Below are 16873 nucleotides of genomic sequence, written 5' to 3' on the forward strand. Positions count from 1 at the left end.
GGCGACTTACTTGCAGTTGGCGCAGAAACGCTGGATGCGCTTGCAGGCTTCCTCAAGCAGGTCTTCCGAGGTGGCGTAGGAAATGCGGAAGTTCGGGCCGAGACCGAAGGCCGATCCGTGAACCACGGCGACGCCTTCCGTTTCCAGAAGCTCGGTCACGAAATCCTCATCCGTCTCGATGACCTTGCCGGACGGCGCGGTCTTGCCGATCAGGCCGGCGCAGGAGGGGTAGACGTAGAAGGCCCCCTCAGGAGACGGGCAGACGATGCCCTTTGCCTGGTTGAGCATCGACACCACGAGGTCGCGGCGGGCTTCGAAGATCTTCTTGTTCGCCGGGATGAAATCCTGCGGGCCGTTGAGGGCCTCCACGGCCGCCCACTGGGCGATCGTGCAGGCGCCGGATGTCTGCTGGCCCTGGATCATGTCCATCGCCTTGATGAGCTCGACGGGGCCTGCCGCGTATCCGATACGCCAGCCGGTCATGGCATAGGCCTTGGAGACCCCGTTCATCGTGAGCGTGCGGTTGTAGAGCTTCGGCTCCACCTCCACCGGCGTCGCGAACTTGAAGTCGCCATAGGTCAGGTGCTCGTACATGTCGTCGGTCAGCACCCAGACATGTTCGTGCTTGAGGAGAACATCCGTCAGCGCCTTCAGCTCATCATGCGTATAGGCCGCGCCCGACGGGTTGGACGGCGAGTTGAACAGGAACCACTTGGTCTTCGGCGTGATCGCCTTTTCCAGATCGGCTGCCGTGACCTTGAAATTGTTTTCCTGCTTCGCCTTGATGAAGACGGACGTGCCGTTGCAGATCGCGACCATCTCCGGATAGGACACCCAGTAGGGCGCGGGGATGATGACTTCATCACCCGGATTCAGGGTTGCCATGAAAGCGTTGAAAAGAATCTGCTTTCCGCCGGTGCCGACGATCGTCTGGGCAGCCGTGTAATCGAGGTTGTTCTCGCGCTTGAACTTCTTCGCGATCGCTTCGCGGAGCTGCGGAATGCCGGATACCGGCGGGTACTTCGTTTCCCCGCGGCTGATCGCGTCGATGGCGGCTTTCTTGATATTGTCCGGCGTATCGAAATCCGGCTCGCCTGCGCCGAGGCCGATCACGTCGCGGCCTTTCGCCTTGAGGTCGCGGGCTTTCTGGGAAACGGCGATGGTGGCGGAAGGCTTTACGCGGGATAGAGCGTCGGCAAGAAAGGCCATAATCTTCGTCCTGAAGAGCTGTTGCACAAGGCGGGATCGCGCACGGACACCGCCGGTACGCTCTATGTCTAAACTATGACGCCGTTTCAAGCGGAAAGCTTGAATGAAACCGATCAAAGAAGCTGATCATAGCATGGTCTCCCGAATGTGACCCGGTTCGCGAGGGCGGAAACGCAGCACCGGCCCGCCGGATCGGGAGCCCGCCACCTCGCGGACAGGCGCGCAGGACCACGAACCCGTAAACCACGGCCGCATTCGAAAACATATGTGCTAAAACCTTCAGGGCCTTTTTTACACCAGCGTAACCCTTGGCTGGTACAACCACCGGAATAGACGCAACGAAAAGTCCGACGAGCATGACGCCGAGAAGCATTTTCGCCAATCTGGTGCGTAGCGAAGACGGTGCCTTTTCCACCGCCTACGGCCCCTTCGTGCTGCAATCCGCCCTGCAGCCGATCTTCCGTTCGACGGGCGCCGAACTGGATATCGAGGCTTTCGAGGGCCTGGTGCGCGTCTCGCGCGAGCGGGAACCGGTTTCGCCCGGCGATTTCTTCCGCCTCGTCCCGCCTGCCGACATCGCCGATATCGACAGCATCCTGCGCACGATCCACATTCTCAACACTGGGCGGCTCAACCGGTCCCGCGCCAGGATCTTCGTGAAGTTTCATCCAGGCCTCTTCCGGACGCCCCACGAGATGCGCCAGGAAGTGGAGCGCATCAAGCTCGCGGGCCATGAGGCTGGCCTCAAGCCGGACCGCATCGTCTGCGAGATCTCGGAAAAATCCGGCGCGGCCGACGATATCGTCGTAGCCTTTACCCAGCACATGAGAGCGATCGGCTTCCTCGTCGCGATCGACGATTATGGCGCGGGGGATTCCGATCTGGCCCGGCTGAAGCGCATCAAGCCGGACTACGTGAAATTCGACGCCTCCTGGGTCCGCGACGTCCTCGACAACTCCGCCGGCTATGCCCTGCTGAGGGTCATCGTCCGGCAGATGCTGGACGAGCGCATAGAGCCCATTTTCGAGGGGCTTGAAGAGGTCTGGCAGGTCGACCTGTGCGAGGAGCTCGGCGTTCCGCTGATGCAGGGTTATGCGCTTGCCCGCCCGGAAATCGCGCCGACCACGTTCAACGAAGCCTTTCCGGAAGGCCTTGCGGCTTTCGCGCCGTCACCGCGCCGTGAGGCCGCGCTGTCGAGCGACCTCCCCGTCGCGCCGGCGGCTCCCGCCATGCGGCCCGCCCTGGCAAGACACGCCCGCACTTTCGGCCGCCGGCAATCCGGCGGCGAATGAACGGTCCCGGATGCCCACGGCAACCGGCGGGCGAAATACCGCCGAACCCCCTTTGAACGGCATCGCGACACCGGAACGATAAAATTTTTCCCTTTCCGTCACCTGCCTCAAAATGACACAGAAGAGGGTTAGCAAAGCATTGCTGGCGATGAAATTCTCATCGCCCTGCTCTCAAAAGAGCGCAAACCCCGCATTTTCAGGCGTTTTGGCAATTCCTGTTTCCGGCCGGCCGGGGCAGTTCAAAAAACTTTTTCTTGCCAATTTCCGATAAACACAGCACTCTGTGCAAGTTCGGGCAATTTACGAGCATGGGAAGACCTATAATGACGCGTTCCGAAGGCGCTAAGACTTCGGGCGGTAGGCTGGGGGCGGAGATATTCAAAGCTATTCCTGCCGGTCACCGCGGTAAAGACAGGGACCCTTTCTTAAAGCTGCCTGCCGCCGCCCTTCGGGGCAATACTATTTATGCTGTCCGCCGCTGAACACGGACAGAGAGAAAAGGACCTGCTGCATGGCCGAAACTGGCACTGTAAAATTCTTCAATACCGACAAGGGCTTCGGCTTCATCAAGCCAGATAGTGGTGGCGCCGATATCTTTGTCCATATCTCTGCCGTACAGGCTTCCGGCCTGTCCGGATTGTCGGAAAACCAGAAGGTAAGCTTCGACACGGAACCGGATCGTCGCGGCAAAGGCCCCAAGGCCGTCAACCTGCAGATCGCTGGTTAAGCCCTAGAGGCTTTCTGTTCGAGTTGAGGCCCGGCAGTCATGCCGGGTTTTTTTCTTTGCCGGAACGCCTGGATCAGGCGGCGTTCCAACTTAAGGCTGCTGACCGGCGTGGCCTCTCAGAGACCGCGAAGGAATGGGTTGCTCCGTCTTTCGTCGCCGATCCGGCCACCCGGCCCGTGGCCGCAGATGAAGCCCACGTCATCCCCAAGCGGCAGGACCTTGTCGCGGATGGAGGCGAGCAGCGCCTCGTGATCGCCGCCGGGCAGGTCGGTGCGGCCGATCGAACCGTTGAACAGGACGTCGCCGAGATGCGCGAACTTCTGTTTACGGTTGTAATAGATCACATGGCCGGGGGCATGGCCGGGGCAGTGGAAAACCTCGAAGACGTGATCCCCGAACGAGACGGTATCGCCTTCGTTGAGCCAGCGGTCGGGCATGACATTGCGCACCGCCATCTTCACTCCGAACTTCCCGGCCTGGGTCTCAAGCCGCTGGAGAAGCGGCAGATCCGCCTCATGCGGCCCGATCACCCGGATTCCCAGCGCCTCGCGCAATTCGTCCGCCCCGCCGGCATGGTCGATATGGCCGTGCGTCAGCCAGATTTCCTTGAGCGTGATGCCGTTTTCCTCGACGACCTGGAGGATCGTCGGCACATCGCCGCCCGGATCGATGACGACGCCTTCCCTGGTCTCGTCGTCGAACAGGATCGTGCAGTTCTGCTGGAATGGCGTAACCGGGATGATGCCGGCCTGTAACGTGCCCATGATGCCTCGGATCATTCTGTAGGATCAGCGGGGTATAACGGCAAACGCAGAGCATTTCAGCCGAAAAATCAGTCGGCGGACGCAGTCGTGTACTGCAGGTCGGAGGAGACCGGCGGCGCGAGCGACACGGTTGCGAGCAGGAAGACGGATACGATGATCTTGAGCGTGAAGACGGTGACCAGAACGCCTCTGAGCGGATTGGCGGGCGCGACCGGCTCCATCGTGATGGGAGGCAGGGCGGAAAAGGTCTGGATGGTCATTGGTCGGGCGGTCATGGGATTTTCTCCGATATGTGGCAGATTCAATGGACGCCGGGCCTAAAAGTTCCAGAGCGTCCATTTATCTGTGGCTTACCCGTCACAGATTGGAGAATCCGCCTGTTTCCGGCGGAACCAGCCGGTCGGATCGGGGTTTCCCAACCAGTCAACATGAGGAGAAAATCCATGACGACCTGGTTGAAACGCCCGAAATTGACGTGGCTCGGCCTCGGCGCCGCCCTTTCGGCGCTTGCCCTCCCCGCCCAGGCACAGATGGCCACCACGACCGCATCGGACATCGTCGTGCGGTCCGGTCCAGGCCAGGACTATCCCGAGATCGGTCTCGCCACGCGCGGCAGCCCGGCGATGATGGACGGTTGCCTCGAAGGCGGCAACTGGTGCCGCATCGAAGTGAACGGCATGCGTGGCTGGGTATTCGCGGAATACCTGACCATCCGCCACAACGGAACGCCTGTCGTGGTTCAGGACTATCGCAGCCGCTACGACGTGCCGGCGGTGACCTATGAAAGCACGTCCAGCATCGCCCCGCCCGCTCCCGTTCCGGGACCGGACGATATCATGCTCGGTCCGGTCGGCACCGTCGACGTGGTCGACCCGCCCGATACCGTCATCAGTTATATCGAGCAGCATCCGGCGGAAACCATCCGCGTCCGCAATGAACTGGTGGTCGGGGCGACGCTGCCGCCGGACGTGATGATCCGCGAAGTGCCCGACTACGAATACGACTATGTCGTCGTCAACGACCGGCCCGTCCTGGTCGATCCCGGCAGCCGCCGCATCGTTCACATCTACGATTGATCCATCCCGCGAAGGGCGCCCTTGTTCGGCGCCCTTCCGCCCGTCCCGCGCTGCTTTCAAGAAATGCTGTTGATTGTTCAAGCCGTTCGCGCTTTATGACGTGCGAATGTCTAAAGTGCCTGCGTGTTTAAAGAGCTACGGCGACGACCGGGCCGGGCCATGACGGGAAAGGAACAGGGAGTGTCGCGCGCATCGACGGGAAAAGCCGTCAAGAAGGTCCTGCCGCCGATGCCGGCGGTCGATGAAGCCCAGATCGACTTCGAGACCATCGAGCTGCTTTTCTTCGCCTACCGCGATTTCGTGTCCGATCCGGATGCCATTCTGGCCAAGATCGGCATGGGACGCGCCCACCATCGCGTCGTCTATTTCGTCTGCCGCCAGCCGGGCATGATGGTGACCGACCTTCTCGACACGCTGCAGATCACCAAACAGAGCCTTGCACGCGTACTCAAACAACTGATCGAATCCGGTTATATTCGCCAGATGGCGGGAGCCAAGGACAGGCGGCAGAGACGGCTCTACCCGACGCTGGCGGGCCGCGAGCTGGCGCTCGCCCTTTCCGAGCCGCAATCGCGCCGTATCGCTCGCGCCATGGAGGATTTGACGCCGGAGATCCGGGCCTCGGTCAAGGAATTCCTGCGCCGCATGCGCGGGCGCGACGAGAACCTCGACCCCGTCGACAGCGATCTGGATTAAGTGGGACCTGCCATATGACGAAAACGCCCCCTTCCGATGATGCACCGCACCTTCTCGTGGTCGACGACGACACGCGCATCCGCGATCTTCTCAACCGTTATCTCATGGAGCAGGGTTTTCGCGTCACCATCGCCGGCGACGCGGCGGAAGCCCGCCGCAAGCTCGAAGGGCTGCATTTCGACCTCATCATCCTCGACGTGATGATGCCGGGCGAATCCGGCCTGTCACTCACCCAGTCGCTCTACCAGAAGAAGACCATACCGGTGATCCTGCTGACCGCGCGCGCCGAGGCGGAATCGCGCATCGCAGGCCTCGAGGCCGGCGCGGACGACTATCTCTCAAAACCTTTCGATCCGCGCGAACTGGTGCTGCGCATCAACAATATCCTGCGCCGCAGCTCGTCGGCCGACACGCCGAAGATCGAGCAGATCATGTTCGGGCCCTTCACCTTCTCCATCCCGCGCAAGGAATTGCGCAAGGCGGCGGAGACCATCAGGCTCACCGATCGCGAACAGGAGATCATGCTGCTCTTCGCCCTGCGCGCCGGCGACACCATTCCCCGCCACGAGCTGATCGGCGACGATGCCGAGGTCGGCGAGCGCACGATCGACGTGCAGATCAACCGTTTGCGGCGTAAGATCGAGGACGATCCGGCCAACCCCGTCTATCTGCAGACGGTGCGCGGCATCGGATACCGGCTGAGTATCGATTGACCGGCTGGAGAACCGTGTGTCCTGACGGATGCGTGGCTCTCCAGCCTATTGAAACCACGCATCGCGCCTTCCGAAGATCGTTTACGGTTCTCGGCCGATGCCACAGGCAGGAGCGCGCAGGCAGAAGGCAGGATGGCACTTTTCGATTCCCTGAGGCGCGACATGGACCGGCTGACCGTGCCGGGCTGGCGCCCCTTCGTCCGCTGGCTGCGCCGCCATCTGCCGACCGGCCTCTACACCCGTTCGCTGCTGATCGTCATCCTGCCCATGCTGCTTCTGCAGACAGTGGTCGCGGCCGTCTTCATGGAGCGGCACTGGCGCATGGTCACCGAGCGGCTTTCGGAAGGCACGGTCAGGGACATCGCCGGCATCATCGAGGTCATCAAGAGTTATCCGCAGGACGCCAACTACGACGCGATCACCCGCATCGCCGACGATGCGCTGAACCTCACGATCGCGGTGGAGGAGAACGGCCAGCTACCGCCGCCCCGTCCCCGTCCGTTTTTCTCCATCCTCGACGACATCCTCGCCGACCAGATCACCCGCCAGATCCAGATGCCCTTCTGGATCGATACGGTGGGAGACAGCCGCCTCGTCGAAATCCGCATCAAGTTCGACGATCGCGTGCTCCGGGTTTTTGCCCGCCGCGGCTCCACTTATGCCTCGAACACCCATATCTTCCTGGTCTGGATGATCGGCACCGCCTTCGTGCTGGTGGTGATCTCCATCCTCTTCCTGCGTGGCCAGATCCGCCCGATCCTGACGCTCGCCCGCGCCGCGGAAAGTTTCGGCAAGGGCCAGAAGACGGAGGGTTTTTCCCCGCGCGGCGCAGACGAGATCCGCCGCGCCGGCCTTGCCTTCATCCAGATGCGCGAACGCATCGAACGGCAGATGGAGCAGCGCACCGCCATGCTTGCCGGCATCAGCCACGATCTCCGGACCATCCTGACACGCTTCCGGCTGCAGCTTGCGCTGGCCGGCGACAAGCCGGAGCTTGCCGGCATGAGCCAGGACGTCGAGGACATGCAGTCGATGCTCGAAGGTTACCTCGCCTTCGCCAAGGGCGAGGCGGAGGAAGATTTCGGCGAGCTGCGCCTCAGCGAACTCCTCGAAAGGCTCCGCGCCGATTTCTCGCTTCACGGCAAGACCATGACCTACGAGATCGACGGCGAGGACGAGATCGCCGTGCGCCCGAACGCCTTCACCAGGCTCGTCGGCAACCTCGTGTCGAACAGCGAGCGCTATGCCGACAACCTGCATGTCGAGGCAAGGCACAGCGCCAAATGGCTGACCTTGACGCTCGACGACGACGGCCCCGGCATTCCACCCGAGGCGCGCGAGGACGTCTTCAAGCCTTTCTACCGGCTGGACGAGGCCCGCAACCTCAACTCTTCCGGCACCGGCCTCGGCCTTGCCATCGCCCGCGACATCGCGCGCGCTCATGGCGGCAACGTGACGCTCGCCGACAGTCCGAAAGGCGGCCTGCGCGCCATCGTGCGCGTGCCGGCGTAAAAGGAGAAACAATGCCCATCGACCTTTCCGGGATGCAATGGCTGAATCCCCCGCCCGAAGCGCGCGAAGCCGAAGGCCGGCTGGTCGCCCGCTCGGGCAGCGAGACCGACTTCTGGCAGGGAACATATTACGGATTTCATCGCGACAGCGGTCATTTCCTCCATCGCAGCCGGTCCGGCGATTTCACCGCCGAAACCTCCTTCGTCGGCCGCTACGAAGCGCTTTACGACCAGGCCGGACTGATGATCCGCCACGACGAGACGCACTGGATGAAATGCGGCATCGAGTTCACCGACGGCGCCCGCCATTTCAGCGTGGTCGTCACCAACGGCCATTCGGACTGGTCGGCCTTCCGTCTCGCGGACAATTTCGAGGAAATATTCGTTCGCGTCACCCGGATGGGCGATGCTCTTTTCATCCAGTATCGCACCGACCGCCAGCCGGAATGGCGAATGGCCCGGCTTGCCTATTTTCCGCCGGACATCGCCGATCTTTCCGTCGGCATGACCTTCTGCTCGCCGCAGCGCGAGGGTTTCGAAGTCGAATTCCGCTCGTTCAGCCTGACCGATGTCAAAAGCCGGGATATTCACTAAAAAGCAGGGACTGACCTACATCAGCTTCCTGCCGTTCGGCACCGGCTGCTCGATGGCGGCGAGCACGATCGCGCCCTTCTCGTCCTCGAAACCGAGCGTCAGGACTTCGGAACGGAAAGGACCGATCTGGCGCGGCGGAAAATTGACGACGCCGAGCACCTGTCGCCCGACCAGCGTCTCCGGCGTGTAGTGCACGGTGATCTGGGCGGAGGATTTCTTGATGCCGATCTCCGGGCCGAAATCGATCTTCAGCTTGAATGCCGGCTTGCGGGCCTCCGGGAAGGCCTCGACCTCGACAATGGTGCCGACGCGGATATCGACCTTTTCGAAATCCGCGAAACTGATCTTCTCGACGTCTCGATTGGCGGTTTCTTCAGCCATGCGATGCACTCAACGTCCGAGTTCTTCGGCCCGCTTGCGGGCCGCCGCGATCGCCTCGTCGAAAAGCGGCTGCATGCCGTTCTCGGCCATCAGCACGGCAAGCGCCGCCGCGGTCGTGCCGCCTGGCGACGTGACGTTCTGGCGAAGCCTGGAAGCGTCGTCGGGGGACTGGTGCAGGAGTTCACCAGCCCCCGAGACAGTTTCCCGCGCGAGCCGCATGGCGAGGTCCGCCGGCAGGCCGGCTTTCCGGCCCGCTTCAGCCATGCACTCGACGAGATAGAACACGTAAGCCGGGCCACTGCCCGAAACGGCGGTCACCGCGTCGATATCCGCCTCGCTCGAAACCCATTCCACCGGGCCGCTGACCCTCAGGAGCGATTCGACGGCGGTGCGCTGGGCATCGCTGACCTTCGGATTGGCATAGGCCCCGGTAACGCCGCGACCGATCATCGCTGGCGTGTTCGGCATGGCGCGCACCATGGCAGCATCGCCGAGATGGGCGAGAAGATAGGACAGCGTCTTGCCGGCCGCGACGGAAACAACCACCGTGTCCGGACCGACGGCCGGTTTCAACGGAGGCAGGACCGCATCCATCAATTGCGGTTTGACGGCAAGGAACAGGATATCGGCCGAAAGCCGTTCCGGCAGGGAGGCGAAATGCCGTGCGCCCGCATCGGAAATGATCGCCTTCATCGCCTCGGATGGCGACGGATCGATGACCGTGACGGACGCACCGGGCACACCCTTTTTCAGCCAGCCGGAAAGCATGGCGCCGCCCATATTGCCGGCGCCGACGAGAACGATCGATCCGAGCTGGGCGAGCGCCATCAGGCTTCGCCCACGGTTTCGAACAGAACGGCATCCATGGCAGCCTTCGCCTCCATTCCCGACCACACCACGAACTGGAAGGCCTGATAATAGGCCTCGCAGGCTTCGAGCGCGCTCGACAGCAGCACTTCCACCTGCTGGTTGGTCGGCTCCGCGCCGCCAGCCAGAAGCAGAGACTGGCGGAAGATAATGACGTCTTCTTGGCGCCACAGGTCGAAATGGCCCATCAGCACCTGCCCGTTGATATGCGACAGCAGGCGAATGACCTCGTTGACCCGGGCGTCGGGAATCTTGATGTCGAAGGCGCAGGCCAGATGCAGCGCCTCGAACTCCTCCATCCAGGAGAAGGAAACATGGTAGTCAGCCCAGCGGCCTTCCACGGTCATGGCGATTTCGTCTTCGCCCGACCGCTCAAACGTCCAGTCGTTCGAGGCTGCGACGAACTCGATCATATCGACCGGGTTCGACTGACGTTCGATTTCCAATTCCATAAGGCTCATGCGGCACCTTCTTGACCGGAATGATTGCGGATTCGTGCGACAACGCCAAAACACGCGAACACTGACCGGGAACTACACTGTCGATGATCGCCCGACGCCTCCAGACTAACGCAGCCACTTTGTCCGGAGCTTACCAACCCGTTTCGAATCATCGTTTAAAATCAGTGTAGCTAGACAGAGTCCGGCTGCCATCCCCTCCCCCTCGATTTTGCTGAAACCGCCCTCGAAACTTCTTCCTAACGGGGATCAGAACGGAGTCATAACCGACTCTGACGACTGGCTTTTTTGCCAGTGTCCACAGGGTGAGATTTTTTTGGGTACGGCGTGCCCTCGGTTCACATGCCGGGCGGATCGACCGCCAGGGCCTGTTTCAGATTGGCCCATGTCGCCGCCTCGAAACGCTCGGGCCATTCGACGCCGATCGTCTTCGCCATCCTCCGCGCCCGGGGCAGATATGCTCCGGCATAGGCGAGATTGGCCGATATGATCGATTCTCTCGTCGGCGAGGGTATCGGCAGGCCGGCGAGGACATCCTTCTGCTCGCCGGTGATCAGCCTGTTCAGATGAAGGGCGCCGCCCCTGTTGGGAGCCCCCGTCTCCTCGATCATCAGATCGACGAGAAGATTCCTGAGGTGGAAGATACCGGTGATCCCGTTCAGGTATTCCTCCCTGCCGATCGCAAGCGCCAGCAATCCGAAGATCCGGATGAACTCCTCGAACTGCCACCTCATGCGCGACGGATCGGGGCCTGCCCTTCGCGATGGGGAGGGTAGCGCGGCCAGGATTCCATCGTGATCGAAGAGGATCTTCAGGCCATCGGCGGTCCGGCGGGCCATCTGGTCCGGCGTGACGATCTCTACGTCGATCCTCAGCCAGTCCACCGTGACGGCGTTGATCAGCATGGGCCTGACCTGACGGTCCCGCCAGAGAACGACCTCGCCCGAGATGCCGACCGCTTTGCGCCACACACGGGCGAACCCATCCGTGGGACCATCCCGGCAAACCGCGAGAAAATCGATATCGCTGTAGGAATCCTCAAGCCCGGCGCCGTAGCTGCCGCTCAGGAACAGCGCCCGGACCGTCGGTTCGCTCCGGAGGGCGGCGGCAATCTCCCTGATGGCGGTCGCGTTGTCCATTCGACTGCCCCGCTCCTGGAGCCTCGGGCCTTATTGCCCGGAAAGCTTCGCCTCGAGCGCCTCGATGCGGGCTTTCAGCGCTTCGTTCTCGTCGCGGGCGCGGGCCGCCATTTCCCGCACGGCCTCGAACTCCTCGCGCTTGACCACGTCCATGCTGTTGAGGAATCGCTCGGCCTGGGCATGGAAGGCCGTTTCCATTTCCTTGCGCACGCCCTGGGCGGCGCCCGCGGCATCGGTCATCAGCCGCGCGAAATCGTCGAGGATGCGGTTCGTCCCGGTCGACATGGTTCTACTCCCGAAATGTCCGGCCGCCCAAACATTCCACGGAGGCGCGGCCTGAAAAAATCCATAGAGGTGAAGTAGGGCCTGCCGCGATCTGTTGCAAGCGTCATCCACTGCCTGCATCAGCTCTTGCTGAGATTCGCCTTGACCGGCGATATCCGCAACGCCATGTTCCGCGACGATACCCAGCCTGGGAACCCGATAATTTGTACGAAGCGCTTCATCTTTTCGCCCTCATGCCGTTCCCGGACATCGATCCGGTGGCCTTCTCCATCGGCCCGCTCGCCGTCCATTGGTACGGTCTCGCCTATGTCGCCGGCATCCTGCTCGGCTGGTTCTATGCGCGCCGCCTGGTGGCGAACGGTTCGCTGTGGAAGGACGGGCAGTCACCGATCACCGCCACCCATCTCGACGACTTCCTCGTCTGGGTCGCCGCCGGCATCGTGCTCGGGGGGCGTATCGGCTACGTGCTTTTCTATGATTTCGCCGCGGTGTCGGAGAATCCGATCCGGGTGATCCAGATCTGGAACGGCGGGATGTCCTTCCATGGCGGCTTCCTCGGCGCGACGATCGCCATGATCCTCTTCGCGCGCCGGAACGGAATTCCGGTCTGGAGCATGTTCGACACGGTCGCCGCCGTCGTCCCCTTGGGGCTCTTCTTCGGGCGCATCGCGAATTTCATCAACGGTGAACTCTGGGGACGCCTGAGCGACATGCCATGGGCCGTGGTCTTTCCGACCGGCGGTCCCTTCGCACGGCACCCGAGCCAGCTTTACGAGGCCGGGCTCGAAGGCATCGTGCTCCTGCTGGCGCTCGCGCTGCTGATCTTCCGCTTCAGGGCGCTGAAGACGCCCGGCACGCTCTCCGGCACGTTCGTGACCGGCTACGGGCTCTGCCGCATCTTCGTGGAATTCTTCCGCGAACCCGATGCGCAGCTCGGTTACCTGCTCGGCACGAACTGGCTGACGATGGGGATGGTTCTTTCCCTGCCCATGGTCGCGATCGGCCTCTGGGCCGTCGCCCGGGCACGCTCGGCCGCCACCACGGCCTCCGCAAAGGCGTAGACGGAGGCGCACGATCGTGAGCACGCCCCTCGCCGACAAGATCAAGAACCTGATCCGGACAAACGGCCCGATCAGCGTCACCGACTATTTCGCGCTCTGCCTCGCCGACCCGGAATACGGCTATTACCGCAGCCGCGAACCTTTCGGCCGGCACGGCGATTTCATCACCGCACCGGAAATCAGCCAGCTCTTCGGCGAGATGATCGGCGTGTTCATCGTGCATGCCTGGCAGCGGCACGGGACGCCGCCTGCCGTCCAGCTTGTGGAGATCGGCCCCGGCCGCGGCACGATGATGGCCGACATGCTGAGGGTCATCCGGCGAATCGCGCCGCCGCTCTTCGAGGGCCTGCATGTCCATCTCGTCGAAACCAGCGAGCGGTTGCGGGGCGTGCAGCGGGTAACACTGGAGGCCTATTCGACCAAGATCTCCTGGCACGACAGTTTCGAGGACGTCCCGGAAGGCTTTACGCTGATTGCCGCGAACGAGCTTTTCGATGCGATCCCGATCCGCCAGTTCGTCAGGACGTCGACGGGTTTCCGGGAGCGCCTCGTCGGTCTGGACGCCGATGACGAACTGACCTTCGCCGCCGGCGTCGCAACGCTCGATCCCGCCCTCCTGCCCTCGCCCGCCGCCTCCATTCCCGAAGGCACGATCTTCGAGCTGGCTCCCGCCCGCCAGGCCGTCATGCAGACCCTCTGCGACCGGTTGAGGAGTTCCGGCGGCACGGCGCTCGTCATCGACTACGGCCACATGGTCACCGGTTTCGGCGATACGCTGCAGGCGGTCCGAAACCATGACTTCGACCCTCCGCTCGCCAGCCCCGGCGAAGCGGACCTGACCAGCCATGTGGATTTCGAGGATCTCGCCAAGGTCGCTCTTTCCACGGGCGTGCATTTGAACGGCGGCCTGCGCCAGGGCGAATTCCTTTTCGGCCTCGGCCTCGCCGAACGCGCGACCGCGCTTGCAAAGGACAAGGAGCCGCCGGAACAGCGGCTGATCGCCGCGGCGGTCGACCGGCTGGCCGGAGAAGGCGCCGGCAAGATGGGCGAGCTGTTCAAGGTCATCGCGGTATCGAGCCCCGCTCTGGACCTTATGCCCTTCCGGGCGACAGGCTGAGGGCCTGCGCCACCTCCGCTCCGCCCCGCGGGCCGCAGGAGAGCGTCGTCAATTCAGGCAATCTCCCCAACCCGATTGACATCCCCCCTTCGCTTGGGCCACTCTCGCCCCGGACCGAAGCAGCGGGCATTCATCTTGCGCCTGCACAAAATCCCTTGAAATCAACAGGATAGACAACGCCGATGCAGGACAGCCCCTTGCCGACGCCGATTGAGAGCCCCCTGTTGAACGACGTGGCGGGCGGCCGCGTCCGCCATGGTTTCTTCACCCGCCAGGGCGGCGTGTCCGAGGGACTTTACGCCGGCCTCAATGTGGGAATCGGCTCGGACGACGACCGGCTGAAGGTGATCGAGAACCGGACCCGCGTCGCCGGCTGGTTCGGACTGCCGCTGGACAAGCTTGCGACCGTTCACCAGGTCCACTCCCCGGACGTCTTCGTGGTGGACGAGACCTATGCCGGCGAGCGGCCTCAGGTGGACGCCATGGTGACCACCGTTGCCGGCGTGGTGCTCGGCGTGCTGTCGGCCGACTGCGGCCCGATCCTGTTTGCCGACGGCGAGAACGGCGTCATCGGCGCCGCCCATGCGGGCTGGAAGGGGGCGCTTGGCGGCGTGCTCGAAAACACCATCGAGGCCATGATATCGCTCGGCGCCGCTCGTGAAAGGATCACCGCCGTGCTTGGCCCCTCGATCGGCCCGAGAAGCTACGAGGTCGGCCCCGAATTCGTCGAACGCTTCCTTGCTTTCGATCCCGGCTACGAAGAATTCTTCACGGCCTCGCAAAAGCCGGGGCATGCCATGTTCGACTTGCCCTCGCTGACGATCAGGAGGTTGAAGGCCGCCGGCGTGCGGGCCGAAAACCTCGACCTCGACACCTACCCGGATGCGGAACGGTTCTTCTCCTATCGCCGCACCACCCACGCAAGAGAGCCGGACTACGGCCGCCAGATTTCAGCAATCTCTATTCGGGAGGATTGATATGGCCCTGCATTTCGACAGAACCGAATATGCCGACCGCCTGGCGCGGCTGACGGAGAGGATGCGCGCGGAAAAGCTGGATGCGCTGCTGCTGTTCGCCCAGGAAAGCATGTACTGGCTGACCGGCTACGACACCTTCGGTTATTGCTTTTTCCAGACGCTGGTGGTCAAGGCCGACGGCACGATGACGCTGCTCACCCGTTCCGCGGACCTGCGCCAGGCGCGCCATACCTCGATCATCGAGAACATCGTCGTCTGGGTCGACCGGGTGAACGCCGATCCGACGCTCGACCTCAAGAACATGCTGAGCGACATGGATCTGCTCGGCGCCAAGATCGGCGTGGAATACGACACCCACGGCATGACGGGCCGCACCGCCCGGCTGGTGGACAACCAGCTCTCCACCTTCGGCCAGATCAGCGATGCCTCCTATCTCGTCAGCACGCTGCGCCTCGTCAAAAGCCCTGCGGAGATCGCCTATGCGAAACGCGCCGCCGAGCTTGCGGATGACGCGCTCGACGCCACGCTGCCGCTCATCGGGGCCGGAGGCGACGAGGCCGGGATTCTGGCCGCCATGCAGGGCGCGGTCTTCCTCGGCGGCGGGGATTATCCCGCCAACGAATTCATCATCGGCTCGGGCGTCGATGCGCTTCTGTGCCGCTACAAGGCCGGCCGCCGCAAGCTCGACGCGACCGACCAGCTGACGCTCGAATGGGCCGGCACGGCAGCCCATTACCATGCCGCGATGATGCGCACCGTCATCATCGGCGAACCGACGCTCCGCCACCGGGAGCTTCACAAGGCCTGCCTCGAAACGATCCGGGCGATCGAGGAGGTTCTGCGCCCCGGCCACACGTTCGGCGACGTTTTCGATACCCATGCCCGCATTCTCGACGAGCGCGGCCTGTCGCGCCACCGCCTGAATGCCTGCGGTTATTCGCTCGGCGCCCGTTTTTCGCCCTCGTGGATGGAGCACCAGATGTTCCATGTCGGCAACCCGCAGGAGATCCTGCCCGACATGACGCTTTTCGCACATATGATCATCATGGACTCCGACAGCGGCGCCGCCATGACCCTCGGCCATACCTACCTGACCACCGAAACCGATCCGCAGCCTCTTTCCCGCCACGGTCTGGACCTTATTTTGCGCTGATTTTCAGTCTCTCATCCGGCGATTGACAGGCCCCGAAGGCGAACAATAAGCTTCCGGGATGGGGAATCTTGTGCAGGAGGCGGGCATGCGGCTTTTCGGAAGACTGTTTTCCGCAATCCTGCTCGCGGTCGCCCTGTCGTCCTGCAACACGACCGAGGCCCTGACGCCGCAGGCGAATGTCGGCGGCGGAAGCGGCACGGCGTCCGCGCCCGTTACCCAAGCCGATACCGAGCGCATGGCGCGATCCGCGCAGCCGGAAACCTATGGCGCCCGGCAGGGCGGCTACCGGACCGGGCCGCAGAACACCCTGGAGGCCCAGGCCCGCGCGCTCGAAACCGGCAGCTCGGTCTCGCCCGCGTCTTCCGGCCCGGCGCCGCAATGGAACGGGCAAGGCCAGCAACAGGCGGCGCAGCCGCCGCAGGAACAGCCGCCCGCAACGGCCGCTCCCTCGCAGCAGGCCTCGCTGCCGCCGTCCGGCGCGTCCGGCGGCACGGTCCGCTTCCTGCCGATCATCGGCGCACCGGTTCAGGCGGTAACGCCGCTTTCGCGCCAGCTCGGCGCCCAGGCACGGGCCGGCGGCCTGACGATCCGCCCGTCCGGCGATACCAGCACGGAGAACATCCTGAAGGGTTATTTCTCCGCCTTCGTCGACGGCAACAAGGTCACCGTCATCTACGTCTGGGATATCCTCGACAATTCCGGCGCCCGGCTGCACCGCATGCAGGGACAGGAAAGCGTGCCGGCGAAAGGTTCCGATCCATGGGCGGCCGTGCCCGCCTCCACCATGGAGGCCATCGCCGGCAAGACCATCCAGGACTACCTGAGCTGGCGCCAGTCGCAACGCGGATAGAAG

General features: G+C 63.1%; 20 protein-coding genes. 12 read left to right on the top strand and 8 right to left on the bottom strand.

The genetic code is table 11. The features are described from left to right. Positions 1–6: 6 nt before the first annotated feature. Positions 7–1209, bottom strand: coding sequence for a pyridoxal phosphate-dependent aminotransferase (locus ACFFP0_RS04300; RefSeq protein ID WP_377256746.1), 1203 nt, complete (start codon positions 1207–1209; stop codon positions 7–9). 356 nt (positions 1210–1565) lie between these two features. Between ACFFP0_RS04300 and ACFFP0_RS04305 the strand changes: the two genes are divergently transcribed. Continuing rightward, a complete protein-coding gene (locus ACFFP0_RS04305) occupies positions 1566–2501 on the top strand; it encodes an EAL domain-containing protein (protein WP_377256749.1) in 936 nt (311 codons plus the stop codon). Between the two features lie 511 nt (positions 2502–3012). Continuing rightward, complete coding sequence (locus ACFFP0_RS04310; protein WP_085424902.1) at positions 3013–3228, top strand: cold-shock protein; 216 nt, start codon at positions 3013–3015, stop codon at positions 3226–3228. Between the two features lie 116 nt (positions 3229–3344). Here ACFFP0_RS04310 and ACFFP0_RS04315 read toward each other — a convergent pair whose 3' ends face one another. Both ACFFP0_RS04315 and ACFFP0_RS04320 read right to left on the bottom strand, forming a co-directional pair. Continuing rightward, the gene (locus tag ACFFP0_RS04315) at positions 3345–3992 is read right to left on the bottom strand and encodes an MBL fold metallo-hydrolase (RefSeq protein ID WP_377256754.1); all 648 of its coding nucleotides are present in this window, start codon (positions 3990–3992) and stop codon (positions 3345–3347) included. A 68-nt stretch (positions 3993–4060) separates the two neighbouring features. Then, entirely contained in the window at positions 4061–4267 is a 207-nt protein-coding gene (locus tag ACFFP0_RS04320; RefSeq protein ID WP_377256757.1) for a hypothetical protein, read from the bottom strand. A gap of 168 nt (positions 4268–4435) precedes the next feature. On the opposite strand from ACFFP0_RS04320, the gene ACFFP0_RS04325 reads away from it, so the two are divergent. The 5 genes from ACFFP0_RS04325 (at position 4436) to ACFFP0_RS04345 (ending at position 8582) form a co-directional block, all read left to right on the top strand. Then, entirely contained in the window at positions 4436–5068 is a 633-nt protein-coding gene (locus ACFFP0_RS04325) for a DUF1236 domain-containing protein (protein WP_377256760.1), read from the top strand. A 228-nt stretch (positions 5069–5296) separates the two neighbouring features. Then, the gene (locus ACFFP0_RS04330; RefSeq protein WP_377257047.1) at positions 5297–5764 is read left to right on the top strand and encodes a MarR family winged helix-turn-helix transcriptional regulator; all 468 of its coding nucleotides are present in this window, start codon (positions 5297–5299) and stop codon (positions 5762–5764) included. A 14-nt stretch (positions 5765–5778) separates the two neighbouring features. Further along, positions 5779–6477, top strand: a complete 699-nt coding sequence (locus ACFFP0_RS04335; RefSeq protein ID WP_377256763.1) for a response regulator — start codon at positions 5779–5781, stop codon at positions 6475–6477. Between the two features lie 132 nt (positions 6478–6609). Continuing rightward, complete coding sequence (locus ACFFP0_RS04340; protein ID WP_377256766.1) at positions 6610–7989, top strand: ATP-binding protein; 1380 nt, start codon at positions 6610–6612, stop codon at positions 7987–7989. An 11-nt stretch (positions 7990–8000) separates the two neighbouring features. After that, on the top strand, positions 8001–8582 hold the full coding sequence (locus ACFFP0_RS04345; RefSeq protein WP_377256769.1) for a DUF1349 domain-containing protein: 582 nt from the start codon (positions 8001–8003) through the stop codon (positions 8580–8582). Between the two features lie 15 nt (positions 8583–8597). Here the strand turns inward: ACFFP0_RS04345 and ACFFP0_RS04350 are convergent, their stop codons facing one another. From ACFFP0_RS04350 to ACFFP0_RS04370, 5 genes are all read right to left on the bottom strand, one after another. Further along, on the bottom strand, positions 8598–8963 hold the full coding sequence (locus ACFFP0_RS04350; RefSeq protein WP_377256772.1) for a tRNA-binding protein: 366 nt from the start codon (positions 8961–8963) through the stop codon (positions 8598–8600). A gap of 9 nt (positions 8964–8972) precedes the next feature. Further along, positions 8973–9791, bottom strand: a complete 819-nt coding sequence (gene proC, locus ACFFP0_RS04355) for a pyrroline-5-carboxylate reductase (protein ID WP_377256775.1) — start codon at positions 9789–9791, stop codon at positions 8973–8975. Continuing rightward, entirely contained in the window at positions 9791–10291 is a 501-nt protein-coding gene (locus tag ACFFP0_RS04360) for a type III secretion system chaperone family protein (protein ID WP_377256777.1), read from the bottom strand. Before ACFFP0_RS04360 ends, proC begins: the two co-directional genes overlap by 1 nt. 335 nt (positions 10292–10626) lie before the next feature. Further along, positions 10627–11427 (bottom strand): nucleotidyltransferase domain-containing protein, encoded by an 801-nt coding sequence (locus ACFFP0_RS04365; RefSeq protein WP_377256780.1) that lies wholly within the window; start codon positions 11425–11427, stop codon positions 10627–10629. Positions 11428–11457: 30 nt separating this feature from the next. Beyond that, entirely contained in the window at positions 11458–11712 is a 255-nt protein-coding gene (locus ACFFP0_RS04370; protein WP_377256783.1) for an accessory factor UbiK family protein, read from the bottom strand. 233 nt (positions 11713–11945) lie between these two features. Here ACFFP0_RS04370 and lgt point away from each other — a divergent pair, with 233 nt between their 5' ends. The 5 genes from lgt (at position 11946) to ACFFP0_RS04395 (ending at position 16870) form a co-directional block, all read left to right on the top strand. Then, positions 11946–12773 carry a prolipoprotein diacylglyceryl transferase gene (lgt, locus tag ACFFP0_RS04375; RefSeq protein ID WP_377257050.1) on the top strand — a complete coding sequence of 276 codons (828 nt, stop codon included), beginning with the start codon at positions 11946–11948 and terminating at the stop codon, positions 12771–12773. A 16-nt stretch (positions 12774–12789) separates the two neighbouring features. Next, positions 12790–13890, top strand: a complete 1101-nt coding sequence (locus tag ACFFP0_RS04380) for a class I SAM-dependent methyltransferase (protein ID WP_377256786.1) — start codon at positions 12790–12792, stop codon at positions 13888–13890. A 182-nt stretch (positions 13891–14072) separates the two neighbouring features. Beyond that, entirely contained in the window at positions 14073–14867 is a 795-nt protein-coding gene (gene pgeF, locus ACFFP0_RS04385; protein WP_377256789.1) for a peptidoglycan editing factor PgeF, read from the top strand. A 1-nt stretch (position 14868) separates the two neighbouring features. Then, complete coding sequence (locus ACFFP0_RS04390) at positions 14869–16020, top strand: M24 family metallopeptidase (protein ID WP_377256792.1); 1152 nt, start codon at positions 14869–14871, stop codon at positions 16018–16020. Positions 16021–16105: 85 nt separating this feature from the next. Then, complete coding sequence (locus ACFFP0_RS04395) at positions 16106–16870, top strand: hypothetical protein (protein ID WP_377256795.1); 765 nt, start codon at positions 16106–16108, stop codon at positions 16868–16870. Positions 16871–16873 lie beyond the last annotated feature (3 nt).

Origin of the sequence: Neorhizobium puerariae (assembly GCF_042429745.1) — a bacterium.
In the GTDB taxonomy this organism is placed as follows: Bacteria; Pseudomonadota; Alphaproteobacteria; order Rhizobiales; family Rhizobiaceae; genus Neorhizobium; species Neorhizobium puerariae.